Below are 26,500 nucleotides of genomic sequence, written 5' to 3' on the forward strand. Positions count from 1 at the left end.
TCCATTATTAGAGGGGTGCAGATAGCCCAGTGGGGCTGGTGGGGCTGGTGTGGTGCGTACGGTGGTTACCGCATGACGGCTACCGCTCAGCCAGCGCGGCCAGGCTGCCAAACCAGTTAGTCCCTAGGCCTTCGGCGCAGTCACCGTGTACTGCCACGCGCCCAGCGCAGCGTTTGCGCCGGCGCCCTGGGCAATCACTATCTGCTTGAACGGCACTGCAGTGCAGTCGCCGGCGGCGTACACGCCCGGGATGTTGGTGGCATTGTGCTCGTCCACCACAATTTCGCCCATCTTGTTCAGCTCCACGCCGGATTCGCCCAGCCACTGGGTGTTCGGCACCAGGCCGATCTGGATGAACACGCCCGCGACGTCCAGAGACTTCGACTTGTCGTTAGTGCGGTCCGTGTAGTTCAGGCCGGTGACGTTCTTGCCGTCGCCCACGATCTCCGTCGTAGCTGCCGACGTAATCACGTCGATGTTCGCGGTTTCCTCCACGCGCTGCATCAGGATGTCATCCGCGCGGCAGGCCTCGCCGAACTCCAGAACCGTCACGTGCTTCACCACGCCTGCCAGGTCCAGCGCAGCCTCGATGCCCGAGTTTCCGCCGCCGATCACGGCCACGGACTTCCCCTTGAACAGCGGGCCGTCGCAGTGCGGGCAGAAGGTCACGCCCTTGTTGCGGTACTCCTCCTCGCCTGGAACGCCCAGGGTTCGCCACTGTGCGCCCGTGGCGATAACGAGGGCACGGGCGCGCAGGGTGGCGTCATCCCCAAAGTGCACCGTGTGTAGGCCACCCTCCTCGGTGGCAGGGGTCAGACCCGTCGCGGCCTGGGCCTTCACCACGTCAATGTCGTACTGGCCGACGTGCTCTTCGAACTCCGCCGCCAGCTTCGGACCCTCGGTGGCGGGCACGGAGATGAAGTTCTCGATGGAGTTCGTGTCCAGCACCTGGCCGCCGAAGCGCTCGCCAATCAGGCCTACGCTCAGGCCCTTGCGGGCAACGTAGATGGAGGCCGCTGCACCCGCCGGACCCTGGCCAACCACCAGCACCTCGTAGAGCTTCTTCTCATTCAGCTTCTTTGCCTCGCGCGCGGCGGAACCGCTGTCCAGCTTGCGCACGAAGTCTTCGATGGTGGTGCGGCCCTGGCCGAACTCCTCGCCGTTCAGGTAGATGGTTGGCACGGCCAGAACGTTGTTCTCGTTGACCTCGTCCTGGAACAGCGAGCCCTCCACCGCGGTGTGCTTGATGCGCGGATTCAGCACTGCCATGGTGTTCAGCGCCTGCACGACGGTCGGGCAGTTCTGGCAGGTCAGAGACATGTAGGTGACGAACTCGTAGTCGCCGTCCAGGTTTTCTACCTGCTCGATCAGGTCCTTGTCTTCCTTGATCGGGTTGCCGCCGACCTGCAGCAGCGCCAGCACCAGGGAGCTGAACTCGTGGCCCATCGGGATGCCCGCGAAGGCCACGGAAATGTCGCTACCAGTGCGGACGATGCTGAAGGAGGGCTTGCGCTCGTGCGCGTCGTCGTCGCGACGGGCAGTGATCTTGTCGGACAGCCCGGCGATGTCCTGCAGCAGCTTCTCCAGGTCCTCGGAAGCCGAACGGTCGTCCAGGCTGTACACCAGCTCGATGTCCTTGGTGATGCGGGGGACGAGCTGGCCGAGCTGCTTGCGCAGGTTGTCGTCCAGTAATTGCTTAGCCATTGGGTGCTCTCTTTCTTCGTTTATTGACGCCACCCTGAGGGGATGCGCGCCACACATGGATTCTTCGGGGGATGGGGATTTATTGGTGGATTAAAGGCACTAAAAACGGCGGGCAGGATCCGTAAGTGGAAAGCCCGGCCCGCCGTGGGTTTCCCGCCTGGGTGCGGCGGGGGGAGTGGAAGGGGAAGTTAGATCTTGCCAACCAGGTCGATGCCCGGGGTCAGGGTCTCTTCGCCCTCTTCCCACTTGGCGGGGCAAACCTCGCCCGGGTGAGCTGCGACGTACTGAGCGGCCTTGACCTTGCGAACCAGCTCGGAAGCGTCGCGACCGATGCCCTCGGCGGTCTGCTCGATGTACTGGATCTTGCCCTCCGGGTCTACCAGGAAGGTTGCGCGGTCTGCCTGGCCGGCGCCCGGGCGCATGTTCTGGAAGTTGTTGGTCAGCTGACCGGTGGAGTCGCCCAGCATGTAGTAGTTAACCTTGCCGACCTGATCGGACTCTGCGTGCCATGCCTTGTGCACGAAGTGGGAGTCAGTGGATACGGCGTAAACCTCTACGTCCATGCCCTTCAGCTCTTCGTAGTGGTCAGCCAGGTCGCCCAGCTCGGTGGGGCAGACGAAGGTGAAGTCGCCGGGGTAGAAGAAGAAGATGGACCACTTGCCCAGGACGTCGTCCTTGGATACCTCGGTGAACTCACCGTTGAAGAAAGCGGGGTTCTTGAAATCCAGAATCTCGGTGTTGATGAGGGACATGCTGTGCCTCCTTGGGGGCTTGGTTTCAGGTTCTTAGTTGGCAGTTATACGCAACTGTCGCTACAAAGCCTACCGATTTTCTTCAGTCCTGTTTTGAAGTTGAAGTGGATCATCGGGGGCGGCAATGTGGGCTGCTTGATTGCGATTCACCACCCATTATAGCGATGACTTTGTAAAAGTCAAGGATTGATAGGTTTACATTGGTGGCGGGTTATGGGTTTAAATCGGAGGTCGCTATCAATGCTGATTTATGGGACCTTGCGTGTGGTTTGCGAGGCTTCGTATGTGATGAACCTCTCTTAGGGCTTGAGGGAGAGTTGACTGGGGGCTAGTATGACGCATTCAAACAGACAGACAGATCGGTTCATTTTTAGTTTGGAGTAGGGGAACTCATGATTGTCACCGGATTGGCATTAGGTGCTGTCCTTGGCTGGGTTATGCAACGCGGCAGGTTCTGCGTAACCGGCATGATCCGCGATATTTTCTTGAACAAGACCTGGCGGGGCTTCACCGCCTTGCTTATCGTCATCGCAGTGCACGCGGTCGGCCTTGCCGCCCTGACGACTGCGGGAGTGATTACGCCCGAGTACAAGCAGTTCGCACCGCTCGCCGTCGTGCTGGGTGGTCTGCTTTTCGGCATGGGCATCGTGCTGGCGGGTGGCTGCGCATCCGGCACGTGGTACCGCTCTGCCGAGGGGCTTATCGGTTCGTGGCTGGCGCTGGTCTTCTACGCAGGCAGTGCCGCCGTTATGAAGGGTGGCTCGCTGAACGCCCTCAACGAGGGACTGCGCAGCTGGACGCTGCCCATCACCACCATCCACGGGTCTCTGGGGATCTCCGTGTGGTGGCTTGTCATCCCATTTGCGCTGGGAGTTGCCTTCCTGACCCGTCGCTTCCTGGCGCAGGAAGCTCAAGCGCCGAAGATGGCGACCCTGAAGCCGAAGAAGACCGGCCTCGCACACCTGCTGGCGGAAAAGCCCTGGCACTTTTACCCGACCGCGGCCATCATCGGTGCGCTGGGCGTACTCGCATGGCCGCTGTCGGCGGCGACGGGTCGCAACGACGGACTCGGCATCACCAGCCCATCGTCCAACCTCTCTAAGTTCCTCATCAGTGGCGAAGACACAGTTGACTGGGGAGTCATGCTGGTGCTCGGCCTGCTGGTGGGCGCCTTCTTCGCTGCCAAGGCGTCCGGCGAATTCCGTCTGCGCGTTCCCTCCGCTGAGCAGGCTGTTCGCTCCGTCATCGGTGGCGTGCTGATGGGTGTGGGCGCCTCCGCTGCCGGCGGCTGCACCGTGGGTAACGGCATGGTGCAGACCTCCCTGTTCAGCTACCAGGGTTGGGTTGCACTGCTGTTCATCGCCATCGGAATCGGCGTTGCCGCAAAGCTGTGGCTCAAGCCCACCGATGCGGTGCCGGGCCAGGCATCCAACCCGACGGCCAACCAGCCAAGCCAGACGCAGTCCTCCCCGCGCGCCGCACAGTCCGCACAGCCTGCACAGTCCGTACAGTCCGCTGCAGAGCAGAAGGCCATGGCTGCCCAGCTGGGCTTCCAAACCACAGGCACCCTGCTGCTGGATCGCAAGGCCACGGCTGCGGAGAGCGTTGAATCGAGTGGAGCCAGCGGAGATAGCGACCTCAAATTGGTCGGCGACCGGACTTATAAGCTCGACACTCTCGGCGCGGTATGCCCGTTCCCTCTGATCGACGCCAAGGCGGCGATGGCTGACCTTTCCGTCGGGGATTCGCTGCAGATCGACTTTGACTGCACCCAAGCTACCGATGCCATCCCGCGGTGGGCTGCCACCGATGGCCACGAAGTCACGAACTTCGAGCAGACCGCCGACGCTGGTTGGACCATCACCGTTAAGAAGGGCAGCTAGGCTGCCAGCAGCCTATTCGGCCCCCACCGCCCCGCATTGGGGGTGGTTGGGGCGAGAGGGGCGTCACTAAGAAAAGCGAGCAATGGGCGAGCACGGCAACAATGGGGCACATGAGCGACTCACCGGTAACTAGGCACACAATCTTCCAGAACTCCCTGATGACCGCCCTGCTGGACGGCATTTACGACGGCGAGATGACCGTCGGCGAGCTGCTGGGCAAGGGCAACTTCGGGCTGGGGACGTTCGACGCGCTGGACGGCGAGATGGTCATCATCGACGGCGTTTGCTACCAGCTGCGCCACGATGGCAGCGCCACCCGCGCCGATCTGGAAACCCGCAGCCCCTATGCCGTGGCCACCAACTTCGTGCCGCGCATCCGCCGCCGCGCCCCGCAGAACATTCGACGCGCGGAGCTGTCGAAGTTCATCGACGGCATGACGCCCTCCTCGAACTACATGTACGCCGTCCGCATTACCGGGCACTTCAGCAGCGTGGTCACCCGCACGGTCGTGAAGCAGAAGCCGCCGTATCGGCCGATGGTTGAGGCGACGGATGATGACGCCGAGCAGCGTTTCACCGACGTGACGGGAATTATCGCGGGCTTCCGCACGCCTGTCTACGAGAAGGGGATTTCCGTCCCCGGCTGCCACGTGCACTTCATCGACGATTCGCGCACCGTTGGCGGGCACGTGCTGGACTTCACCCTGGAAGAAGGCAAGATCGAGCTGTGTCCCGGCACCGACCTGGAGCTGCGCCTGCCGCTGACCAGTGCGTTCTCTGAGGCGAACCTGGACCCGGAGGACCTGGACGCGCAGCTGCACAAGACGGAAGTCAAGGACTAGCTAACCTGAAAAAGCCTGCCATGGTTTTCCCTTCGATATAAGGTGATCCACAGCGATAACTGAAGGGTGTTAATCAATGGCTAGAAGAAGCTCGCTGCTGTTCGCAATTGCGCTGATCGCAGCACTGGTGACAATCGTCGTACCACCGGCACAGGAAGCCCAGGCGGAGGATGAAGGTAAGAACATCCCGCCGACGATGCTGATTCTGGACGCCTCCGGGTCGATGAAGACCCCGGACGCCGACGGGCAGACGCGCCTGGCCGCTGCAAAGGACGCGGCGCAGATGTTTTCTGTGGCCGTGCCCAGCGACGCGGAGTTGGGATTCATGGTCTACGGCACGGAGGTCGGCAACTCGCCGGAAGAGCGCGAGGCTGGCTGCAAGGACGTTAAAACCCTGCTGCCAGTGGAAAAGGGAAACGTGACCAAGATTCCTGAAGAAGTCGGCAAGGTGGAGGCTTCCGGTCACACGCCGATGGGGCCGGCCCTGAGGCAAGCCGCCAAGGAACTGCCCAAGGATGGCGAGCGCTCGATCGTGCTGGTATCCGACGGCGAGGACACCTGCGCCCCACCGCCTGTGTGCGAGGTCGCCAAGGACCTGAAGAAGGAAGGCATTGACCTCACCATCAACACCGTCGGCTTTTTGGTGGACGCCAAGGCCCGCAAGGAGCTGGAGTGCATCGCCGAGGCAGGCGGCGGCGAGTACATGGATGCCAAGGACACCGTGAGTTTGGCTGATTCCATGAAGCGGCTGACCACTCGCACGGCCCAGACCACTGAGACTGAAGCGGAGGAGATCAGTGGAGGCGATGATTACTCATCGGCGGCTAAGGTGCCGGCCGATGTGGAGACTTTCTCCACGAAGCTGCGTGAAAAGTCCGATGGCGACCGGGAGGACGAGGACGGCGCCGAGTACTTCAGCACCCCCATCGCCGAAGGCGAGCGCCTGGCGCTCAGCGTGGCCACGATGCCTCCGCCCTCCCAGGGCGATGGGCTGGGGAGATCCAACTTCGCGCTCAAGTTGGACGCAGAGGAGCTAGATTGCTACCTGGACAACAGTGGAGATACCGGGATCATCGATTCCAACGGACCGTTCTTCTCCTCCTACACAACGAAGCGAGCAGGCGAAGACTGCCCAGCAGGTGACTTCAAGTTCAAGGTAGTGCGCAAGAGTGGCCCGTACGAGGGGCAGGAGATCCCCGCGGAGGTCACCATCAAGCGCTTCGCGAACGAAGACCTCAATGGCGTGCCGGAGCCTTTCGAGGAGGAGAGCTTCTCCCATGAGGATTCCCCGCAAGCTGCCGAAGACGTGGAGACGGTGAAGCCGGGGGCGTGGTTCCACGACGCCACGGAGCTCAAGGCGGACGGCAAGTCTACGGTGAAGGCCGACATCGTGCCGGGCGAAACTCACGTGTACAAGATCAAGGCTGAGTATGGGCAGAAGCTGCGGGGTGGGATGAAGCTGGTCGCGGCTCCTGACAAGGAGCTGGCGCGCATCTCTCAATTGCAGGTACGAACCCTAAACTCTGTGCGGCAAGCAGCTTCTTCGCAGGAAAGCCAATCCGTCAACCCGCACACCGAGGGCCAGTCCGTTGCCTTCGGCCACGCCGCCAGGCTGAACTATCGCAACATGGTGGGCGATGGTGAGGAACAACCGAGCGATGTTGCGGCGCGGAAATCTTGGCTGGATGGGGACCAGTACATCGTGGTTTTCTTCAACAACAGCTGGGGTGGCGGCGAACACCGGGACGTTTCAGAGGTGAAGAACGAGGCCGCCACCTATGAGCTCACCACAGAGCTCACGGGGGAGAAGATTCCCGGCCCGAAGTTCTCGGAGGCTTCGCATCCGCAGGACGAGGAAAGTGAAGACAACTCCAAGCGGGCCGACGAATCCGAGGAAAAGGACAGCGAAGAGTCCGGCTCGAGCAACAACCTGATCTGGTACAGCGTCGTCGTGGGCGTGCTGGTAGCCCTGGGCGGTGTGGCCCTCGCCTACAGCCGCAAGCGCTAAGCGTTCGAGGAGCCGCTCTCTGCCCCAGGCTGCCCCGCCGGTGGCTCGCCCGCCGGCGGCTGACCCCCTGGGCCACCCTGACCACCTTGACCACCCGGACCGCCCGGCCCACCTTGACCGCCTACGGGGCCGCTCATCTTATTCTCGGTGGTGGTATCAATCGGAACGTCCAAAGTCAGCGTGTAGCCGGACTTCACATCGCCGGTGAAATCCGGCATCTGCGCATCCCAGCCGTCGCTGAATATGCCGTCTTTGTCGAGCGACGTGTTCTTGTAATTCTTGATTGAGGCTTCGTAGTTATCGGTCTCGTAAACCGCCTCGCAGACGTCGCCGGGGATTGCGATTTGAGATGTGAGGATCGCATTCGTGGCGTCCGAAATAGAATCCTTATCCGGGAAAACCTCGAAGTGAATGTGCGGGTATCGCCCGGAGTAGCAACCCGGAACGATGGTTGTGAATTCGACGGTGCCATCGTCGCTGGTGACTTGCACTCCGCGCAGATAGGTTTCATTCTCCAGCCCGTCGCCGTACATGGAGTAGCCGCCCTCTGCATCGCAGTGCCAGACGTATACGGCCGCGCCAGTCATTGCGGAGTTGCTGTTGACCATGTCGATGATGTTCAGCTTGAGCTTCATCGGCACACCGGAAGCTGTTGCCCCGCCGCCGATGCTGGATCGGATGTCGGATCTTTCGACGCCCACCTTTTCCAATACGTCAGGCCCATTTGATCCATCGCCGGGATAAGGGCCTGCGGTTTCAGTGTTCATTTCTGTCAGGTCAACGTCCGAGTTCGCGGTGCTGGCAGCTGCACCGCTGGTGGTGCCTGCAGAGCTCGATGTTGCACTTGATGCGGCTGAAGGATCAGATCCAGGCGAGCAAGCTGCGATAGCTGCTGTCCCGGCGCCAACCCCAAGTAGTCCGAAGAACTTGCGGCGAGAAACACGGTTGCGGATCGTGCCGATGTCGAAGTGCAGTCCTTGGTCCTCCAGGTCCTCGTCTTGCCGGTCGAGGACACGCCCTTCGTAGGTGCGGATGTGTAAGCCCATGGTGGTTTCCTTCCCTTCCTTGTGACCTCTAAAGTTCGTCTGTCTTCGTCCATCGAGGCCTTTGGCTGATCTATGAACCGAAGCTAGGGGGCGAAGCTTGTATGGACGTGAGGTGCCGCTGCGGTTTGAGTCGCGAGTAGATACTGGTCTCTCGGTAGGGAAGTGGGAAACGCGTGGTGAATGACCTATCAACTACCCGCAAAATGGTCACAGAAGTAAAAAGAACAGCTGGCAGCCACCTGAAAACCCCACTTGGGGTGATCAGGCAGACTGCCAGCTAACTAAAGGAGGCGAAACCAGTTGAGAACTAGCCCTTCAGGGACTCCAGCGGGGTGAAGCGCTCGCCGTACTTAGCGGCCAGCTCCTCAGCGCGGGCAACGAAGCCTGCAACACCGCGGGTCGGGTAGTCGCCACCGTCGCGGTCCGCGACCTTGCCCTCCGGCAGGGTAGCGGCGGCCGGGCGGTCGTAGTTCTTGATGTACTGGCGGGTACCGCCGGTCCAGGCCGGGAAGCCGATGCCCATGATGGAGCCGATGTTGGCATCCGCATCGGAGGTCAGCACGCCCTCGTCGATGCACTTCTGGGTCTCCAGAGCCTCGGCGAACAGCGGGCGCTCCACCAGGTCGATGAAGGCCGGAGCGTCAGCCGGAACGTTGGAGCCAGCAGCCACGCCGCTCGGGTCAGCAGCAGCCTTCTGGGCTGCGCCGGCAGCGGCGGTATCCAGGCCGGTGCCTGCAACGGTGGACTCGCCGTCGGCGACCTTCACCTTGCCGGCGCCCAGCTCGTCCCACAGGCCGCGCCACAGGCCGGTGCGGCGGCCTTCCTCGTTGTACTCGTAGAAGCCCTTGCCCTCGAGCTTGCCCGGACGGTCGTAGACGTCCAACATCTTGTCCACGATCTCGGTCACGCCACCGTCGTCGACGGTCAGGCCAGCGGCCTCCTGAGCTGCCTTGGTCTCGGCGCCGATCTTGCGGGCCAGCTTCAGGTTCAGCTCGTCCTGCAGCTGCAGCGGCGGTGCCGGGTAGCCAGCCTGGCGACCAGCGGCCTCGATGACGGCCGGATCGATGCCCTCAGCCAGCATGCGCATAGCCTCGTTCAGGAAGAAGCCGATGACGCGGGAGGTGTAGAAGCCGCGGGAGTCGTTCACGACGATCGGGGTCTTGCGGATCTGGCCGGTGAAGTCCAGGGCCGCAGCCAGGGTCTCGTCGGAGGTCTCCTCGCCCTTGATGATCTCCACCAGCGGCATCTTGTCTACCGGGGAGAAGAAGTGGATACCGATGAAGTCCTTCGGGCGCTTCACGCCGGTAGCCAGCTCGGTGATCGGCAGGGTGGAGGTGTTGGAGCCCAGCACGCAATCCTCCGGCACGGCTGCCTCGATCTCTGCCCAGACCTTGTGCTTCAGCTCGGTGTTCTCAAACACGGCCTCGATCACGATGTCACAGTCGGACAGGTCGGAGTAGTCGACGGAAGGCTTGATGCGGTCCAGCAGAGCCTTGGACTTCTCCTCGGTTGTCTTGCCGCGCTTCAGTGCCTTGGCCTCCAGACCCTCGGAGTAGGACTTGCCCTTCTCGGCAGCCTCCATCTTGATGTCCTTCAGCACGACCTCCATGCCAGCCTTCGCTGCCACGTAGGCGATCGCTGCGCCCATCATGCCGGCACCAACCATGCCCAGCTTCTTGAACTGCTTCTTCTCAACGTCCTTCGGGCGGGAGCCGCCACCGTTGCAGTACTGCAGGTCGAAGAAGAATGCCTGCATCATGTTCTTGGAGGTCGTGCCGGTGACCAGCTCCACGAAGTAGCGGGTCTCCACGGCCAGAGCCTCTTCGATGTTCTTCAGCTGTGCGCCCTCAACGGCGGCCTTCAGGATGGCCTTCGGAGCCGGCATCGGCGCGCCCTTGATCTGCTTGGTCACGTTAGCCGGGAAGGAGGGCAGGAACTGTGCCAGCTGCGGGCTGGTCGGGGTGCCGCCCGGGATCTTGAAGCCCTTCTGGTCCCACGGCTGGGATGCTTCCGGGTTCTCCTTGATCCACTTCTTGGCAGCGTCGATCAGCTGGTCTGCCGGGACGACTTCGTCGATCAGGCCGGTCTTCAGTGCGTCCTCCGCACGGAACTGGCGGCCAGTGGTCAGGACCTTCATCAGTGCGTCCTGAATGCCCAGCATGCGGACCACGCGGGTCACGCCGCCGCCACCCGGCAGCAGACCCAGGGTGACCTCTGGCAGGCCAACCTTCAGGCCCTTGGCGTCCGAAGCAATGCGGTGGTGCGTGGCCAGAGCGATCTCCAGGCCACCGCCGAGCGCCGCACCGTTGATGGCGGCGACGACCGGCACGCCGAGGGTCTCGATTGCGCGCAGGCCGGCCTTCATACCGTTGATCTGTTTCGTGATTGCTTCTGCGTCTTCCGGGGTGGACTTGATCATCGACTTGATGTCGCCGCCGGCGAAGAAGGTCTTCTTCGCGGAGGTGATGACCACGCCCTTGGCCTCGCCGGATTCCACTGCGCCCTGCAGCTTCTCCACCAGCTCAGGCAGCTCGCCCTGGAAGGTGTCGTTCATGGTGTTGACCGGCTGGTTCGGGTCGTCCATGGTGATGGTTACGATGCCGTCGCCATCCTGGTCCCACTTGAACATGCTCATGTGTGATGCTCCTTGTTTTATTTATTAACGCCCTCACGCTCGCGTTCGCGGGAGGTTGTCAGAGGAAAATTGAGTGTTTCTTGTGTTTTGGTCTGCGGGAAGGTCGGTTAGACGCGCTCGATGATCGTGGCCACACCCATGCCGGCTGCGACACAGAGGGTGATCAGGGCGTAGCGGCCGCCGGTGCGGTGCAGCTCGTCGACGGCGGTGCCGGTGATGATCGCGCCGGTTGCGCCCAGCGGGTGACCCATAGCGATGGCGCCACCGGAGACGTTCAGCTTCTCGTCCGGGATGTCCAGCTCGCGTTGTGCACGCAGAACGACGGAGGAGAATGCCTCGTTGATCTCCCAGATGTCGATGTCCTCGGGCTTCAGGCCAGCCTTGGCCAGAGCTGCGCGGGAGGCCGGTGCCGGGGCGGTCAGCATGATGGTCGGCTCCACACCGGAGGTGGCGACGGAGACAACGCGGGCGCGCGGGGTCAGGTCGAAGTCCTTACCGGCCTGCTCGGAACCGATGGCCAGCAGGGCTGCGCCGTCGACGATGCCGGAGGAGTTACCGGCGTGGTGCAGGTGGTTGATGCGCTCCAGCTGCGGGTACTTGGTCTGCGCGACAGCGTCGAAGCCACCCTGGTCACCGATCATGGCGAAGGCGGGCTTCAGGCCGGACAGGCCCTCGACGGTGGTGCCAGGGCGGATGGTCTCGTCGCGGTCCAGCAGGGTGATGCCGTTCTGGTCCTTCACCGGAACGACGGTGCGGTCGAAGCGACCCTCTTCCCAGGCCTTGGATGCGCGCTCGTGGGAGCGGGCAGCGAAAGCGTCGAGGTCCTCGCGGGACAGGCCGTCCAGGCTGGCGATGATGTCAGCGGAGATGCCCTGCGGGATGAAGTCGTTGTAGAAGTTGGATGCCGGGTCCATTGCCAGGGCGCCGCCGTCGGAGCCCATCGGGACACGGGACATAGACTCCACGCCACCGACGAAGACCAGGTCGTCCCAGCCGGAGCGGATCTTCTGTGCGCCCAGGTTCACGGCGGTCAGGCCGGAGGCGCAGTAGCGGTTCACCTGGAAGCCGGTGGCGGTGTACGGCAGGCCGGCGTTCAGCGCGGCGGTGCGGGCGATATCCATGCCCTGGTCGCCGACGGGGGTGACACAGCCAGCGATGACGTCGCTGATGCGGTTGGGGTCGATGCCCGGGTTGCGCTCGATGATCGATTCGATCAGGCCGGAGAGCAGGTCAACGGGCTTTATGGTGTGCAGGGAACCGCCCGGCTTGCCCTTTCCACGGGGGGTGCGGACGGCGTCGTAAATGAATGCCTCAGGGGCGCCAGTGTTACTGGTCATGTCAGTCCTATTTCCTATCGTTCTCGACAGTGATCCTTTAGTGCAACGATCGGCTAGGGCAGTGGCCCATGAATCCTGTGGTTCATGAATCCAGCGGCTCATGAATCCAGTGACCTAGCAGGTCGCAACACTAGACTTGTGTCTCACGCCACATTACCCGTTCTTCGGGGAAATAGTTGTAGTCTTATGTCTTTTTCTGCCCCTAGAAGGTGCCCCCGCTGAATTGGGGGTAGTCCTAGCGCTTCTGAAACACCAGCACCAAGTTGGATACCGCGAACTCGCGGAGCCCCGGCACTCGCACCATCCACCACGCCCACCAGGGGTGATAGCGCGGGAACGCGGCCACCAGCTTGGCGCTTTCGCCATGCACCTTGCGCGCGTATTTCAGACCTTCGGCGGCGGAGACGTTGAACAGGCTCTCACCCCAGCGGTTCTTCGGCGGCTTGCCCATCTTCTTCTCATAGCGCCGGGCGGCAAATTCCCCGCCCACGTAGTGCTGCCACAGCCCGGTTTCGTGCCCGCCGAATGGACCCAGCCACACCGTATAGCTGTAGATCATCACTCCGCCTGGCTTCGTCACCCGCAGCATCTCGTCGGCCATCCGCCACGGATCCGGTACGTGTTCGGCGACATTGGAAGAGTAGGTGATGTCGAAGGCGTCACCAAGAAAAGGTAGGTCCAGCCCCGAACCCCGAACCGAGGTCTGCAGCTTGATGCCCGCGGCGGCCATCTCACCGACGTCTGGTTCGCAGGTGTAGTAGTCCGCGCCGGCCTTGTCGAAGGCCACTCCGAAGTAACCCGGCCCGCCGCCGACGTCCAGGATCTTCGTGTTGCGTAGGGGCTCGCTCTGGTCTGGCCCCTGCCCCGAACTCTGCCCTGAACCCTGCCCAACACCGCGCACGCCCGCGTAAATGTCGCGGATCAGCTCGACGGTGTCCTCGGCCAGGTGGCCGTAGAAGATGTCGGGGCGGGTCTGCTCGTACTTGAAGTCGTTGAGCAGACCGAAGGAGCGGCGCAGGGTAGCGCGGCGGCGGAAAACGCTCAGCGTCTGGCGCTGGCGGGCGGGGTGGTTGTTCGGGCTCATCGAGTGTCTATCTTTTCAGGTTGTGCTGACTTTCTGCAGTCTTTACGCAGATTCACCAAACCCTGCAAAGTCGCAGGCGGTGGCGACTAACATAGTGTCCATCATGAAAGTACTGCTTCTCTGCTGGCGCGACACAAACCACCCCGAAGGTGGCGGCAGCGAACGTTACTTGGAGCGCGTGGGGGAGTACCTGGCCAACCAGGGCCACCAGGTGGTGTTCCGCACTGCCTACTATCCCGGCTCCACACGATCACAGCAGGTCGGCCGCAATTTCCGTTTCTCTCGTGGCGGCGGCAACCTTACGGTTTACCCGCGCGCGCTGGCCGCGATCCTGGCCGCCCGCCGGGGGCGTGGGGCCCTAGCGGACATTGGCCGCCCGGACGTTGTGGTGGATACCCAAAACGGCGTACCCTTCTTCGCCTCCCTGGTCAGCGGCGCGCCCACCGTCGTCTTGACCCACCACTGCCATCGCGAGCAGTGGTCCGTCGCAGGGCCGATCCTCTCCCGCATCGGCTGGCTGATCGAGTCCACCATCTCGCCGTGGATCCACCGGCGCCGCCGCTGGGTCACCGTCTCTGCCCCCTCCGCCGAGGAGCTGGTGGAGCTTGGCGTGCTGCGCGGCAACATCGAGATCATTCGTAACGGCATCGATCCTGTTGCTCCTTCTTTGATTCCGGACGCCCCCAGCCCCAACTCCGACAATGCCAGCGAGGAGCAGACGATTCACCTGGTGGCGCTGTCCCGGCTGGTCCCCCACAAGCAGATCGAGCATGCGCTGGACGCGCTGGCCGCCGTGGCGCGCACCCACCCGAACGTGCGCCTGGATGTGATCGGCGACGGATGGTGGGCCGATCGCCTGCGGGATTACGCCCGCGAGCTGGGGATTGAGCCGCTGGTGGTGTTCCACGGCTTCGTGTCCGAGGAGCTGAAGCACCGCATCCTCAACCGTGCCTCTGTGCACGTGATGCCCTCGCGCAAGGAGGGGTGGGGCCTGGCCGTGATCGAGGCGGGGCAGCACGGGGTGCCGACGGTCGGCTATGAGTCCTCCGCCGGGCTGCGGGATTCCGTCATCGACGGGGAGACCGGCCTGCTGTGTTCTTCCCCCGGTGGGCTAATGAACGCGGTCGAATACCTGCTGGATAACCCGGAGAAGCGCAGGGAAATGGGCCGGGCCGCGAAGCGCCGGGCCGAGGAGTTCTCCTGGGACGCCACCGGCGCGGCATGGGAGAAGCTGCTGCGCCAGGAAGTCGCGCGCGGGCGCTAGTCAGCGCTGTCGGCCTTGCCTGTCTTGACCGGCAGCGGCCGGCTGCGGCCGTTCATCTGCAGCTGGCGGGTCACACGCCACAGCCACACGCACATGCCCCACATCATGAGCATCCAGTAGAACGTCATGCCCACGAACAGCGGCGCGCGATCTTGGACCGGCGAGCGCGGCAGGGTGGGGCTCTGCACCCGGTAGAGGTCGTAGTTATCGGCGCTGAGGACGCGCCGAATGCCCTTGGAGTTCAATACCTGCAGCGCCTTGGTCATCGCGACGCCGTCGGTGATGGAATACCAGTCCACCAGCACCCAGCTCACGCCATTGCGCTTGAGGGTATTCTTGCCGTTCATAAGATCCGACAGGATCCTCATGCTGGCCGGGTTGCCATCCACCACCTGGCCATCGACGATCAGGAACCCAGGATCCATCGGCGACCCCGGCAGCAACTTCAGCCCCGGATCCACGTGCGGCCGGTCGCCGCGGGTGCGGTAGTTGCCCGGCGGGAGCAGCACAATCTTGCCGTTCGGAGCGCCGGAGATGATGGTGAACATCTGGCTCCACGTCTCCGAGATCTGCACCCGCTTCAATGGCGCCATATCCGCCGGATATGCGGGGACGGTCAGCACGCACGCCACAGCCAGGCCGGCCGCCGCGGCACGCGGCGCCCACCGCGAACGGCTGGGACTGTCCTCCTTAGCCGGGGCCTTTCGGACGTCCCCAGCGCGGCGGCGCGGGTCCATCCGCTCCACCGCCACGGCAATCAGCAGCACAAACCCCGGAATCGCCAGGCACACGAACTTCGAGGTATCGCGGAACATGCCCGCGCCGGGCACGTGGCTAATTGCAAAGCCCATAAGATCCACGCCCCAGCTGGTGGCCAGCAGAGGGGGCGTCACTAAGGCAAGAACAGTCAGCACCGCAACGCCGCGATAGACACGCCACAGCTCCTTGAAGCCGAGCATCAGCACCACGCACAGGGCCACGCTCACGAGCACCGAAAACAGGTTGCGCGACGGCGGGATGGCCTCCGCATTCCAAATCCCCGAAAGCCCCATCGTGGAGGCAAGCGGGCCTAAGAAGGTCTCGCCGCGGGCGGAAAACAAAGCCGCGGACAGGGCATCGGAGCGGGTCTGCGAAGGGTTAGAAACCCAGATCGCCGGCAGCAACCACGGCAACGCGGCGATGATGCTGGCAACGAGGCTGCGCAGACGCTCCCCGTGCGAAGGTGCGAACACCAGCGCCGTGATCAGCGCCAGGATCAGACCGGTCGGCACAAAGCCACACAAACAGATCGCCACATACAACAGACCGTGGGAACGCGCGGCGGCCAGGAAAGCGACCGCAGGCAGCAGCATTCCCGCGGTCGCAACGGTCCACTGGCCCTGCAGAAAACGCTCGATGACGAACGGATTCCACACCACAAACAAAGCTGCAACCAGCTGCGAGGAAAGCCGCCCGCCAGCCATGTCCCGCACCATCGCGGATGCGAAATAGCAACCCATTAGGCAGGAAAAAAGAACGAGCGCACTGGCAAGGAACGTGGAGGGGAAGGTGGGGGAGAAGAGCGTCAACACCGCATCCTGCGGCAGGGCGCGCGGAGCGCCGTCGTTGATGCCCAGATTATTGGAATTTTCCGGCAGGGAATGCGGCACCAACATATCCCGCAGCAGAAACGCCTTCGAGGAATCCGGGCGCAGACCCAGCCAGAACGGCCACAAAGTGACGATAGAGACGAGGAAAGACCACCCCAGCACGATCCGGCGATCGCGCTTGGCGGTGGTCTTCGGCGGCTGCGGCTTCACAGCCAATAGTCTAGTGGCTCAGCGGAAATAATTGCGGGAATTACTTGGCCGCCAGGCGCGCGGAGCGGTGAGCGATCCAGCCGACTACCAGCAGGATCAGGCCAACCACGCCCAGGATCCACGGCAGGATGGTGCCCATCAGCTTGATCTTCTGCAGGCCATCGGTGGCCTTCTTCATCTGGCCGTCGCGGGACTCGTCATCCCACGCGCCCGGGAAGTACACGGCGGTACGGGTCGGGTTGTTGATCTCCTCTTCCTTGTTCTCGAAGATCTCCTGCGCCTCTTCGTCATCCTGCGCGTAGTACTGGAAGACTTCCTCGGAACCGTTGACGATCACGCCGGTATCCGGCTGCACGCGCAGCACGCGGTGGACGGTGTAGTAGCGGGACAGCTCAACCTCGGGGCCGAGGTCCTCTTCCTTCTCGCCGTCCTCGCCCTCCTTCTTCTCGTTGGCCTTCTCATCCTTCTTCTCGGCCTGCTCGCCGTCCTTGTTCTTGATGTCGTCCGGGTCGATGCCCCAGACCTTCGCCGGGAACTTCAGACGCAGCGCGGCCAGGGTGCCCTTGTCGCCCTTGGACAGCTCGCCGTCGGCCTCCAGGCGCTCGCGCAGAGCCGGGTACAGCTCGGTCGGGGGAACAGTCTGCTCGAAGCGGTAGACCTTCTCGCCGTCCTGCTCTTCCTCACCGACGTAGTCGATCGGCTGGGTCTTCAGGATCTGCATGTCGAAGTAGTCGTAGGACTTGCGGTCCGTGCCCATCGGGAACTGGTAGGTGATGCCGGGGCGGGTGAACGGAGCGACAGAGGCCTCAACCTCTTCGTCCTTACCCTCGTTGGCAGCTGCATCCAGGGCCGGTGCGTTCAGCTCGATCGAGGACGTCGGCTCCGGCACGGGCATCTGGGTCTTGCGATCCAGGGTGATGTGGTCGATCGACGCGCTGATCAGGTTCTTCGGCTCTTCCCGGTCCGTGCGGAACAGGGTCTGGCCGGACTCGAGGGTCACGACATCATCGTCCGAAGGTTCCTGTGCGGTGGTGAATCGCTGGGACTGCATCTCCAAGTCCTTGTTGATGAAGCAGCTCACCTGCGGGTTGTCGCCCTTGCACTCGGGCTTGTCCTTGTTGTTGCTCACCGGCTTGCCGGCCGCAAGCGCCCCAGAGTCCAGCAGGTTGCCGGGTGTCTTCGGTGTGATGGTGGTGGATACGAGGTCCAGCGGCAGCACCTTGCCCTTCGGGACGACATAGGTGGGCAGTGCGATGGCAAAGACCAGCATGGCTACACCGAGCACGATCGCTACGGAGGAGAGGATTCTCTTCATAGGATGGGGTTTCCTGACTCTATCTGTCTATATCTATCCGGTGACTGTAGTTAGCCTGTAAAGCTTCCAATACTTTAGCCAATCAAAACTAGATACTTCGCAGATTTAAAATATTTCTCTAGAAAAGTCTTCGGGGGTGTTTTCGCGTGCCGGTCGGTTAAGCTGATCCCGATGAGCACGAAGATTCCCTCCGCCCGCCCCGCGCCCTTCCTACCTGCGCTGGAAGGTCTCCGCGCGATTGCCTGCTCCGGCATCATCATCACCCATGTCGCGTTCCAAACCGGCGCGGATACGGGGAACCTGCTGAACCGCATGATGGCGCGCACGGATTTCTTTGTGCCCGTGTTCTTCGCTCTTTCCGGGTTTCTGCTGTGGCGCCGCCACCGTGCGGACTTTGCGGTATCTACCTCGCAGGACAATCTGCTGACCTTGGCGGGTTACTACGTGAAGCGCCTGGGTCGCATCTTCCCGGCCTACCTGGTCACCGTCGCGGTTGTGCTGCTGTTCTTCCCGGTTGCGGGCTCGCCGACGGCGTGGCAGATGATCTCGAACGTCATCATGGTGCAGATCTACGTCGACGGTGGGCTGATCGGCGGGCTGACCCACCTGTGGAGCTTGTGTGTAGAGATGGCTTTCTACCTGGTGCTGCCTGTGATCGCGGTGGCGTGGGGGCGTCGAGAAAGAAAATGGCGGATCGTGTGGATCGTCGTGGTGGCCGCGGCGAGCTTCGGCTGGGCCTTCATCCCCGCGTTCGCCGAGCCGCCGGCGCCGGGTGGATTGAACCCGCACATCATGCCACCTGCGTTTATTGCATGGTTCGGGGTGGGGCTGCTCGGTGCGGAGCTGGAGTCTATCCTGCAGGATCGTGCCTACGCGCGCACGGGTAAGGATGGGGCCGAGGGTCTTGACGCCCGGTACCAGCTGCCGGAGGTGCGATTCGTAGCGAAGTTTCGCTGGGTGTTCTGGTTGCTGGCCATCGGTGCGCTGGCGGTCGCGGCCTCGGACGGGCCGGAGGGGCTGACGCACGCGGCGCCGGCGGAGTTCGCCCGCCGGACGCTATATGGCCTGGTGTTCGCTGCCGCGCTGATCGTTCCTTATACGCTGGCGCCGCGGTCGAAGTTCCTGGAGTCGGCACCGATGCAGGCGCTGGGCCGCTGGTCGTATGCGATCTTCCTGTGGCACATGTCGCTGCTATCGCTGGTGTTTCCGCTGCTGGGCGTGCCACTGTTCAGCGGGCACACCGCCCTGGTGCTGGTGGCAACGTTCGTGCTGAGCGTGCCGGTGGCCGCGCTGAGCTACTCCTTGGTGGAAGAGCCCGCGCGCCGGTCCATTAATTCCTGGTGGCGCTCGGTGCGGGATGCCAAGCGCGAGGCACGCGCTGCAGTTGCTGCAGATGCCAAGGCAGAGACCACCGCGGCCAGCAGCACGACGGCGAGCGCGCCGTTCACCACGAACCCGTCCGCGTAGTAGTTTCCGCTGCCCCAAGCGCCGCGGATGCAGAGCAGTAGCGCCAGGAATGCGGCCGCCCCGGTGATGGCCTTGCCCGCCAGGATGGCGCGGCGGAAGCGCTGGCTACGCGGGGTGCGCTCCGTGGGCTGGGTCTTGCTTGCCGCCGCTGGCGCAGCTGCCACTGCCGCCGTCCTCTCCGGCAGCGCCGGCATCCGGCGGGTTCGCTGCACCACGAAGATGCACAGCCCCACCAGCACCAGCGCCGCCACCAGGCCGATGGCCAGCCATGCGCGGTATAGTTTCGTGCCCTCGAAGTGGATCTTGACCAGCCCGGACTTGCCCTCCGGGACGATCCACCCCTGCTGCCAGCCATTCACCGTGATCGGCGTGAGCTGTGTGGTTTCGCCGCCATCTTCCAGCGTGGCGATGCGTCCGGGGTTCGCCTGCGAGGGGCTGAACAGCACGCGCTTCTTATCCGAGGCCTCCAGGCGGGTGGATTGCTCGCCGGGCGCCAGCTGCTCCCGCGGGTTGGCCTGCTCCACCGGCTGTGCCGCCGGGGTCTCCCGCACCGCCGCGCCGTACAGCGGCTCGGCGACGGAGAGCGCCACCCAGCGCGCCGTGGTGGACAGCACGTGCTTGCCCGCGGGTAGGTTCAAGGTGTCGCCGCAGGTGTAGTCCTTGCCGTCGATGGTCACGGGTGCTGGGTTCTCGCGGGCGCATTCGGAGGTGTGCACAACGACCGGCAGCTCGCCCGCGCCGTTGCCAACTGCTTCCGGTACCTCGAAGCCGCGCAGCATGACGGATTCGTTGATTTCCTGGCCGAATACCCACCGGTTCAGTGTTGCCCCTGTTGCCCCCGCGTTGCCCTGTGAGTCGTCGCTGCCATCCACTGGGGGCACCGTCGGCACGCGCCGCGGCGTGACGTCCTTCTCCCCATCGGCCAGCACCTTCGCCTCGGATATGCCGAAGTCGCCGAAGGAACCCACGATCGTCACGCGGATCGCATCGGCCCGCCCGGCTGGAACCTTCACCTTGTTGGTCTCGCCGGTCTTCAGGGTTGCTGACGTGCCCGACACGATTCTGCCCTGCAGGTACGTCGTCACCTGCACGCGCGCCGGGCGCCCTTGAACGTCTAGGTGCAGGCCCAGCCTGTTGTATGCCTCGTCCATGCGGAACTCGATGTACTGCCCGGCCACGTTGCCGACCGTCGGCCGCCACGCGGTTCTCTGCGAACCATCCACCGCGGAGGTTGCGGAAGAGTACGTCTCCGCCCCGCCGAAGCTCGTCGGATCTGCGGCAGTAGAGGAGACCCGCACCTCGCCGCGGCCTTCTACGCGCGTCATCTGCTCCGGCGCGACCTCCTGCCCGTCCGCATCGCGCACGGGGTAGTCGCGCACCGGGTTCAGCACCTGCACCGGGTCGTCTTCGCTGCGGATCTCGCTGTCCGCGCTCACCACGTTGCCGTAGTTGTGGTCGCGCAGCGCGGGCGTGTCCGTCACCGTCTGTGCGGGTAGCTCTAGTCCTTTGCCTTGTGACGCCCCCACGCGCGCCCTAGCCGCACCCTGCCTACCCAGGGCCGCGTCCGCCGCTGCCAGGCGGGGGAGGGATTCGGCGCTGGAATGGGAGACGTCGAGGCGTTCGGCGTCAATAATCCGCAGGTCACCCGCAGTGCCCCCAGTGTCGGGAGTAACAGGATCCACCCGATAGATCCGCACCTCCTCGTCGTCACCGAAGGTGGCGGCCTTGCTGAAACCTCCGGAGCGCTCGAGGGTGCGCTCGATCCGCTTGGCGCCGGGGGTGTCGGCGGCGGTGGTCAGGTCGTAGCGCAGTGCCAGGTACCCCACGCCTTGCTGCCACAGTGCGGCGGCGAGGGAGGGGATGGCGGTGCCGGCTTCCAGCTCCCGCTGTATGCCGTCGAGGCCGCGGATGGCCTCGGGTTGTACGAGCGGAACGGAGTCGCGCACGACCCACGGCACGTCCAACAGAGGCTGAGCAGGTTCGTCGCGGGTGTTTCCCCAAGTCTGACGGGCAAAGCGCGCCTTGGGGAGGATCATGGTGCGGGCGGGGGCGTGGGTCTCCCCGGCTTCCTTGGTGACTTCCGAGTTCAGCCAGTCCGCTGCCTCGGTCCAATAGTCGGGCACGCTCCGGTAGGCGTCTGCGGCGGCGATGCGCCCCGACCAACCAGTGGCGGTGACCACGACGACTAGCAGGCAAATGGCGATGGCGCGGGGGACCTCCGCGTGCTTCTCCGGGTGGAGCCACCGCGCCCAGCGTTCGCGGCTAAGGCCTGGCCAGGGCAGGCGCGCCAGGCCGTGGGCGATGCCGACAACCAGCGCCAACCGCACCAGGGGGTCGAACTTGTGCAGGTTGCGCAGCGGGGCGCCCGCGCCGTCCAGGAATACCCGGCCCCAGGAGGCTAGCGGGGAGATCGGGGCGGTGGCGAAGACCATTGCAACCACGCCCAGCAGCAGGATCACCAGCCAGCGGCGGGCGAAAGGCAGCTGCGGGCGGGTGAGCCCCCATAAGCCCAGGAACGCCACCAGCAGGGTTCCGGCGACGAAGACGGGCTCGCCGACCAACTCGTAGCCGCCCTGGCGCTCGGCGGAGAGGAAGGGGGTCCAGCTGGTGGTACCGCGCAGGATCTCCGCGAGGTTCATCCAGTTGGTGGTCAGGGATGCGGACTCGATGTAATCCGTGAATGGCGGGGAGTACTTGCCCAACAGGAGCAGTGGGCCGATCCACCAGAAGGTGGCCAGCAGCCCTGCGGGCATCCACCACAGCGCGAAGTACAGGCCCACGCGCGGGCGGCGGATGCACATGCCCAGCCAGAAGATCACGGCGGGCAGGATGGCCACCGCGGTGGCCACGGCGTTCACCGCGCCCAGACACAGCACGGCCAGGGCGCTCAGCAGGGCGTATTTCGCCAGGTAGGAGCGTGTGTGGCGGTCTAGCTGGGCATCCCGTCCCAGCATCGCCGCGCTCGCCACGGGCAGAAGCACCCACGGCACCAGCGCGCACACCCACGCCTCGGCGCTAATAGCCCCAAGCGTGGTGAGGATCCGCGGGGAGAGCGCAAAGAGGATGCCCGCGATCACCCGCGAGCCGCGGCTGCCGATGCCTAGCCGCTGCAGCAGCAGAACCGTGCCGGCGAACGCGAGCGCCAGCAGCAGCCCCCACCACAGGCGCTGCGTGACCCAATCGGGCAGGAACGAAAACACAGCGAAGAACAGGCCGTGCGGGAACAGGTACCCGTAGGCCTGGTTCTGCAGCTGCCCGAGCGGAAAAGTATCCGTCCAGGGGTACGACGCCTGGCGGAGGAATCCCCAGGGGTTGGCCGTCAGGTCCAGCTTCGTGTCGGCCGAGGTCAGCCCGGGGGACTGTAGGAATGCGAAAAGAAACCACGCGAGGGTGCTATACACCCAAGCGCGGCGAGAAAGGGGGCGATGCGCCGTGGTTGGCACGTGATGGTGCGCCTTTATTCGGAAATGCGGCCGCCGTACTGGACGGCGCCCAGGAATGCGTTGTCCTGGTTGACGGCGATCTGTTCGTCGGTGGGCAGTTCAGTGGTATCGGCCATTGCGCCAGCGCCGAAAGTTGCGGCGCCGCCCAGGACCAGGCCTGCAACTGCGGAGGCGACCAGTGCGCCCAGGCCGCGACGGTTAGAGGCGGTTTCGTTAGCCATGTTAATTCCTGTTCCTAGTGGGATTGTTGTGGTTTTAGCGTACTAGCTTCTTGTAGATCGTACCCAATCAAACGCCAACAGACCTTCGTTTGGGAAAACTAGTCCTCATCTTCGATCGGCGGGACGATGAGCACGGGACGACCGGCGTTCTTGATGATGCTCTCCGACACACTGGACTGTAGGAAGGATTTCCAACCCGACAGGGCACGGGTGCCCGTGACGATCAGATCCACGTCCAGCTCATCGGCAGCGTCGACAATGGCGCTCCAAATAGCTGTTCCGGACTCTACCAGAAAGGGTTCGGTAACAAAACCATGGGAGTTGGCCAGATCCACGCCCTCGTTGCAGATGTTCACGGCCTCTGCGTACGCCGGATCGTCGTCCTCCGGCTGCTCGCCGGTTTCGTTGGACCAGTCGTGCTGCATCATGCCGCTCATGCCCGCCGCGCGCGCAGCCTGGCGGTGGATCGGCTCCCACACGGTCAGGATGTAGGCGTTCTTCGCGGACAGGAAGCGCCCGGCGTGCTCCACGGCGCCGCGGGCCTCGGCGGAGCCGTCGTAGGCGATCAGGACGGTATCGCCGCTCGCGTCGAAAGCCGGCTGGTGTGCTTGCTGGGCTTGTTCTGCCTGCTCGGTCATGTTTATCGCTCCTCGGTGGCGCTGCACGATTGGTGCACTGCTCGTTGCGTTTGTTACTACGTTAATACTATGCCCCGTAGACACGTAGCCGCTGGCGCTTTAGGTTTCGCTCTTGTCTTTGCCTCTAGCGCTTGTTCCTTATCGACGCCCACTGACCAGCCAGCCGATACCTCCGCATCCTCGGCCACTTCCGCCGCGCCCAGCTCCGAAAGCTCCGGTGCCGCCGAATCCAGCGTACCCCCAGCGGAGAACCGGCAGGTCTGTGCCCGGGTGGAGGGTAAGACACCTAGGGAGATGGCTGGCCGGATGCTTGCTGTGGGCGTCACAACCTACGAATCAGCAGAACAAGCCGTCGACGAAGGTGTGCGCCACCTCTTCATTGGCTCGCAGACCGACAAGTCCATTTTGAATGGTCAGGGAGACCCCGCACGTAGCCTGGCGGCGCTCGAGAAGCGCGCGGGCGAACCGCTGACGGTGAGTGTGGACGAGGAAGGCGGTCTGGTGCAGCGCCTTTCCGAGATCATTGGTGAGCTGCCGAGTGCGAAGCAGATGGCGGAGACGATGAGCCCTGAGCAGGTGCGCGACCTCATGGCCGAGCATGGCAAGAAAGTCCGCGACCTGGGAATTACCGTGGACTTCGCGCCGGTGGTGGATCTGGCCGGCGGGCAGGAGGTTTCTGACAACGCGATCGGCTCACGTTCCTTCAGCGCCGATCCGAAGGTGGCAGCGGATTACGCACGCGCTTACTCGGAGGGCTTGCAGCAGGCGGGCGTGACCCCGGTGCTGAAGCACTTCCCGGGCCACGGGCATGCCACGGGTGACTCGCACATGGGATCCGTGACCACCCCGCCGCTTGAGCAAATGCAAGCCAACGACCTGCTGCCTTTCCGCGAACTTATCGACGTTGAAGGCATGGCCGTGATGGTCGGCCATGTGGAGGTGCCGGGGTTGGGTGAGCCTTTGCCATCCTCGGTGAACCCTGCGGCCTACAAGCTGCTGCGGGAGGGCGGTTATGGCCCGAGGCATGACGCCCCAGGTTTCGACGGCGTGATTTACACCGACGACCTGACGGGCATGAAGGCCGTGACGGATCGCTACCCCGGCCCGGAGGCAGCCGTGGCGGCGCTGGCGGCCGGGGCGGACGTGGCGCTTGCCGCAGCGGGGGCAGTGGAGATCCCCGATGTGGTGGAGGCCATCCGCGTGGCGATCGACGACGGGCGGATCCCTGAGGATCAGGTGCGCGATTCTGTGAATCGTACCTGTGTAACCGAGTAAAAGAATTCCCTGATCGGGGGATTCGCGATACACTAACCTGCGTGAATTCTCAGGATCAGACTAACCGGAGCCGCCGGCCCGTCAAGCCACGCAAGCGCCGCGGTATTCCGTGGTGGGCGTGGTTCTTCATCGGGTTGATCGGCCTGGGGGGCCTGCTCTACGGCGTGGACTTGGCCATGAGTGAGGGCAAGGTGCCGCGCGGCGTGACCGTCGGCGGTGTGGACATTAGTGGTGTGGATAAGTCCCAGGCGGAGCAGCGCTTGCGCAATGGCCTGGGCGAACGCACCCGCCAGCCGGTGACGGTTATGGCGGGAAACATGAGCTCCACCATTGAGCCCGCCAAGTCCGGCATGCAGGTGGACTGGGGCGCCACGGTGGACCAGGCGGGCCAGCAGCCACTGAACCCGATCACACGCATCCGTTCCTTCTTCGAGACCCGCGAGGTGGGCATTATCTCGAAGATTACGGACGAGGGTCTGAACCGATCCCTGAACCGCGTGGAGCGGGAGCTGACCCGCGACGCGGAGAACGCCAAGCTGTCCGTCGGCGCTGACGGCAAGGCGGATATTAAGGAAGACAAGCCGGGGCAGACCGTGGACCGCGAGCTGCTGGATACCCAGGTGCGGGAAAACTGGCTGAATACCGACGGGCGAGTGAATGTGGAGGCCACGATCACTCTGGCGGATGCAGACAAGGACGCCGCCGAGCGGGCTGCCAAGCAGTACGTGGAGCCGGCGACGGCCAAGAACTTGGTGTTCCATGGCCGTGACAAGGTCGATGGTGTGATCACCCCGCAGAACTGGCACGAGATCCTGACTTTCAAGGTGGACGGCGGCGAGTTCATGCCGGAGTGGAACACGGAGAAGGCGCAGGAGATCCTGAGCGAGCAGCTTTCCAGCACCGAGGTGGAGTACCGCGACGCCAGCTTCGAGTTCCACGGCGATGACATCACGGTGGTGCCTTCCAAGGATGGCGTGATCATTAAGTGGAAGGAAACGCTGGGCGACTTCCAGGGCAAGGCGCTAGATAAGAAGAAGCGCGACCACGAGGTTGTGTACGAGGACAAGAAGGCCGAGTACACCACCGAGCAGGCTAAGAAGGCTCACTTTGACGATGTGGTGGGCACCTTCACCACCGGTGGCTTTAGTGGCTCTTCGGGCACTAACATTCGCCGTGTGGCGGAGATGGTGAATGGCGAGATTGTGCTGCCGGGGGAGACGTTCTCTCTGAACGGTCACACCGGGCCACGCGGTACTGCACAGGGCTTTGTGGAGTCCGGCATTATTATCGATGGCCACGCCGGAAAGGCAGTCGGCGGTGGTATTTCGCAGTTTGCAACCACGCTGTACAACGCCTCGTACTTCGCGGGCATGGAGGACGTGGAGCACACCCCGCACTCCTATTACATTTCCCGCTACCCGGCTGGCCGCGAGGCGACGGTGTACGAGGGCGCGATCGACCTGAAGTTCAAGAACCCCTTTGATACGCCCGTGCGCATCACCACGGAGGTGAGCGGCGATTCCGTCACCGTGCGTCTGCACGGTGTGAAGCAGGTGGATGTGGAATCGATCCCGGGTGAGCGCACGAACCCGACCTCGCCGAAGAAGATGGAGTTGGACGGTGACGATTGCTCGCCGTCTTCCGGCGCGCCGGGCTTCACCATCACCGATACCCGCGTGGTGAAGGACCTAAAGGGCAAGGAGCTTTCCCGCGAGACCCAGCGCACGGTCTACGACCCGCAGCCGATCGTGAGCTGTAAGTAGGGGTTAGGCGGCTGGCCCCAGGCC

Annotated in this window: 17 protein-coding genes and 1 pseudogene; 7 read left to right on the plus strand and 11 right to left on the minus strand. The window is 63.6% G+C overall.

The genetic code is table 11. The features are described 5' to 3' along the window. Positions 1-123: 123 nt before the first annotated feature. Positions 124-1,704, minus strand: a complete 1,581-nt coding sequence (gene ahpF / locus QKE30_RS06245) for an alkyl hydroperoxide reductase subunit F (RefSeq protein ID WP_347934355.1) — start codon at positions 1,702-1,704, stop codon at positions 124-126. 188 nt (positions 1,705-1,892) lie between these two features. Continuing rightward, entirely contained in the window at positions 1,893-2,456 is a 564-nt protein-coding gene (gene ahpC, locus QKE30_RS06250) for an alkyl hydroperoxide reductase subunit C (protein ID WP_239202462.1), read from the minus strand. A gap of 392 nt (positions 2,457-2,848) precedes the next feature. On the opposite strand from ahpC, the gene QKE30_RS06255 reads away from it, so the two are divergent. The 3 genes from QKE30_RS06255 to QKE30_RS06265 all read left to right on the plus strand — a co-directional run bounded on the left by QKE30_RS06255 (position 2,849) and on the right by QKE30_RS06265 (position 7,189). Then, positions 2,849-4,339 carry a YeeE/YedE thiosulfate transporter family protein gene (locus QKE30_RS06255; RefSeq protein ID WP_347934356.1) on the plus strand — a complete coding sequence of 497 codons (1,491 nt, stop codon included), beginning with the start codon at positions 2,849-2,851 and terminating at the stop codon, positions 4,337-4,339. A 110-nt stretch (positions 4,340-4,449) separates the two neighbouring features. After that, the gene (gene budA, locus QKE30_RS06260) at positions 4,450-5,181 is read left to right on the plus strand and encodes an acetolactate decarboxylase (protein WP_239202459.1); all 732 of its coding nucleotides are present in this window, start codon (positions 4,450-4,452) and stop codon (positions 5,179-5,181) included. Positions 5,182-5,257: 76 nt separating this feature from the next. Further along, positions 5,258-7,189, plus strand: a complete 1,932-nt coding sequence (locus tag QKE30_RS06265; protein ID WP_239202458.1) for a VWA domain-containing protein — start codon at positions 5,258-5,260, stop codon at positions 7,187-7,189. On the opposite strand, the gene QKE30_RS06270 is transcribed toward QKE30_RS06265, so the two are convergent. From QKE30_RS06270 to QKE30_RS06285, 4 genes are all read right to left on the minus strand, one after another. Further along, complete coding sequence (locus QKE30_RS06270) at positions 7,186-8,235, minus strand: intradiol ring-cleavage dioxygenase (protein WP_347934357.1); 1,050 nt, start codon at positions 8,233-8,235, stop codon at positions 7,186-7,188. The two genes, QKE30_RS06265 and QKE30_RS06270, sit on opposite strands and share 4 nt — an antisense overlap. Positions 8,236-8,542: 307 nt before the next feature. Beyond that, a complete protein-coding gene (locus tag QKE30_RS06275; protein ID WP_347934358.1) occupies positions 8,543-10,870 on the minus strand; it encodes a 3-hydroxyacyl-CoA dehydrogenase NAD-binding domain-containing protein in 2,328 nt (775 codons plus the stop codon). A 107-nt stretch (positions 10,871-10,977) separates the two neighbouring features. Further along, complete coding sequence (locus QKE30_RS06280; protein ID WP_347934359.1) at positions 10,978-12,207, minus strand: acetyl-CoA C-acetyltransferase; 1,230 nt, start codon at positions 12,205-12,207, stop codon at positions 10,978-10,980. A 235-nt stretch (positions 12,208-12,442) separates the two neighbouring features. Continuing rightward, positions 12,443-13,291 (minus strand): class I SAM-dependent methyltransferase, encoded by an 849-nt coding sequence (locus QKE30_RS06285; RefSeq protein WP_239202454.1) that lies wholly within the window; start codon positions 13,289-13,291, stop codon positions 12,443-12,445. A 103-nt stretch (positions 13,292-13,394) separates the two neighbouring features. On the opposite strand from QKE30_RS06285, the gene QKE30_RS06290 reads away from it, so the two are divergent. Next, on the plus strand, positions 13,395-14,555 hold the full coding sequence (locus tag QKE30_RS06290) for a glycosyltransferase family 4 protein (RefSeq protein WP_239202453.1): 1,161 nt from the start codon (positions 13,395-13,397) through the stop codon (positions 14,553-14,555). Here the strand turns inward: QKE30_RS06290 and QKE30_RS06295 are convergent. Both QKE30_RS06295 and QKE30_RS06300 read right to left on the minus strand, forming a co-directional pair. Beyond that, a complete protein-coding gene (locus tag QKE30_RS06295) occupies positions 14,552-16,354 on the minus strand; it encodes a hypothetical protein (protein WP_239202452.1) in 1,803 nt (600 codons plus the stop codon). The two genes, QKE30_RS06290 and QKE30_RS06295, sit on opposite strands and share 4 nt — an antisense overlap. A gap of 40 nt (positions 16,355-16,394) precedes the next feature. Beyond that, positions 16,395-17,669 carry a DUF3068 domain-containing protein gene (locus tag QKE30_RS06300; RefSeq protein ID WP_347934360.1) on the minus strand — a complete coding sequence of 425 codons (1,275 nt, stop codon included), beginning with the start codon at positions 17,667-17,669 and terminating at the stop codon, positions 16,395-16,397. 171 nt (positions 17,670-17,840) lie between these two features. Here QKE30_RS06300 and QKE30_RS06305 point away from each other — a divergent pair, with 171 nt between their 5' ends. Next, positions 17,841-19,136: an acyltransferase gene (locus QKE30_RS06305; RefSeq protein WP_347934361.1), complete on the plus strand. Its 1,296-nt coding sequence runs from the start codon at positions 17,841-17,843 to the stop codon at positions 19,134-19,136. 1,388 nt (positions 19,137-20,524) lie between these two features. Here the strand turns inward: QKE30_RS06305 and QKE30_RS06310 are convergent. From QKE30_RS06310 to QKE30_RS06320, 3 genes and pseudogenes are all read right to left on the minus strand, one after another. Further along, positions 20,525-22,579, minus strand: a pseudogene (locus QKE30_RS06310) (DUF3367 domain-containing protein); the annotation flags it as partial. Between the two features lie 14 nt (positions 22,580-22,593). Beyond that, a complete protein-coding gene (locus QKE30_RS06315; protein ID WP_005297166.1) occupies positions 22,594-22,800 on the minus strand; it encodes a DUF2613 domain-containing protein in 207 nt (68 codons plus the stop codon). Between the two features lie 98 nt (positions 22,801-22,898). Beyond that, the gene (locus tag QKE30_RS06320) at positions 22,899-23,438 is read right to left on the minus strand and encodes a universal stress protein (RefSeq protein WP_239202446.1); all 540 of its coding nucleotides are present in this window, start codon (positions 23,436-23,438) and stop codon (positions 22,899-22,901) included. 69 nt (positions 23,439-23,507) lie between these two features. On the opposite strand from QKE30_RS06320, the gene QKE30_RS06325 reads away from it, so the two are divergent. Together QKE30_RS06325 and QKE30_RS06330 are read left to right on the plus strand one after the other, a co-directional pair. Next, positions 23,508-24,713: a glycoside hydrolase family 3 N-terminal domain-containing protein gene (locus tag QKE30_RS06325; protein ID WP_347934362.1), complete on the plus strand. Its 1,206-nt coding sequence runs from the start codon at positions 23,508-23,510 to the stop codon at positions 24,711-24,713. A 41-nt stretch (positions 24,714-24,754) separates the two neighbouring features. Next, positions 24,755-26,476 (plus strand): VanW family protein, encoded by a 1,722-nt coding sequence (locus tag QKE30_RS06330; RefSeq protein ID WP_239202442.1) that lies wholly within the window; start codon positions 24,755-24,757, stop codon positions 26,474-26,476. The last annotated feature ends 24 nt before the right edge of the window (positions 26,477-26,500 follow it).

This window comes from Corynebacterium sp. c24Ua_83, assembly GCF_039907245.1.
Classification (GTDB): Bacteria; Actinomycetota; Actinomycetes; order Mycobacteriales; family Mycobacteriaceae; genus Corynebacterium.

Excerpts from the sequence above, each read along its gene's own strand:
- budA (WP_239202459.1), top strand. The coding sequence starts at position 4,450 with ATGAGCGACTCACCGGTAACTAGGCACACAATCTTCCAGAACTCCCTG.
- QKE30_RS06265 (WP_239202458.1), top strand. The coding sequence starts at position 5,258 with ATGGCTAGAAGAAGCTCGCTGCTGTTCGCAATTGCGCTGATCGCAGCA.
- QKE30_RS06325 (WP_347934362.1), top strand. The coding sequence starts at position 23,508 with ATGCCCCGTAGACACGTAGCCGCTGGCGCTTTAGGTTTCGCTCTTGTC.
- QKE30_RS06255 (WP_347934356.1), top strand. The coding sequence starts at position 2,849 with ATGATTGTCACCGGATTGGCATTAGGTGCTGTCCTTGGCTGGGTTATG.
- QKE30_RS06300 (WP_347934360.1), bottom strand. The coding sequence starts at position 17,669 with ATGAAGAGAATCCTCTCCTCCGTAGCGATCGTGCTCGGTGTAGCCATG.
- QKE30_RS06280 (WP_347934359.1), bottom strand. The coding sequence starts at position 12,207 with ATGACCAGTAACACTGGCGCCCCTGAGGCATTCATTTACGACGCCGTC.
- QKE30_RS06275 (WP_347934358.1), bottom strand. The coding sequence starts at position 10,870 with ATGAGCATGTTCAAGTGGGACCAGGATGGCGACGGCATCGTAACCATC.
- QKE30_RS06315 (WP_005297166.1), bottom strand. The coding sequence starts at position 22,800 with ATGGCTAACGAAACCGCCTCTAACCGTCGCGGCCTGGGCGCACTGGTC.
- QKE30_RS06305 (WP_347934361.1), top strand. The coding sequence starts at position 17,841 with ATGAGCACGAAGATTCCCTCCGCCCGCCCCGCGCCCTTCCTACCTGCG.
- QKE30_RS06270 (WP_347934357.1), bottom strand. The coding sequence starts at position 8,235 with ATGGGCTTACACATCCGCACCTACGAAGGGCGTGTCCTCGACCGGCAA.
- QKE30_RS06290 (WP_239202453.1), top strand. The coding sequence starts at position 13,395 with ATGAAAGTACTGCTTCTCTGCTGGCGCGACACAAACCACCCCGAAGGT.
- QKE30_RS06285 (WP_239202454.1), bottom strand. The coding sequence starts at position 13,291 with ATGAGCCCGAACAACCACCCCGCCCGCCAGCGCCAGACGCTGAGCGTT.
- ahpC (WP_239202462.1), bottom strand. The coding sequence starts at position 2,456 with ATGTCCCTCATCAACACCGAGATTCTGGATTTCAAGAACCCCGCTTTC.
- ahpF (WP_347934355.1), bottom strand. The coding sequence starts at position 1,704 with ATGGCTAAGCAATTACTGGACGACAACCTGCGCAAGCAGCTCGGCCAG.
- QKE30_RS06320 (WP_239202446.1), bottom strand. The coding sequence starts at position 23,438 with ATGACCGAGCAGGCAGAACAAGCCCAGCAAGCACACCAGCCGGCTTTC.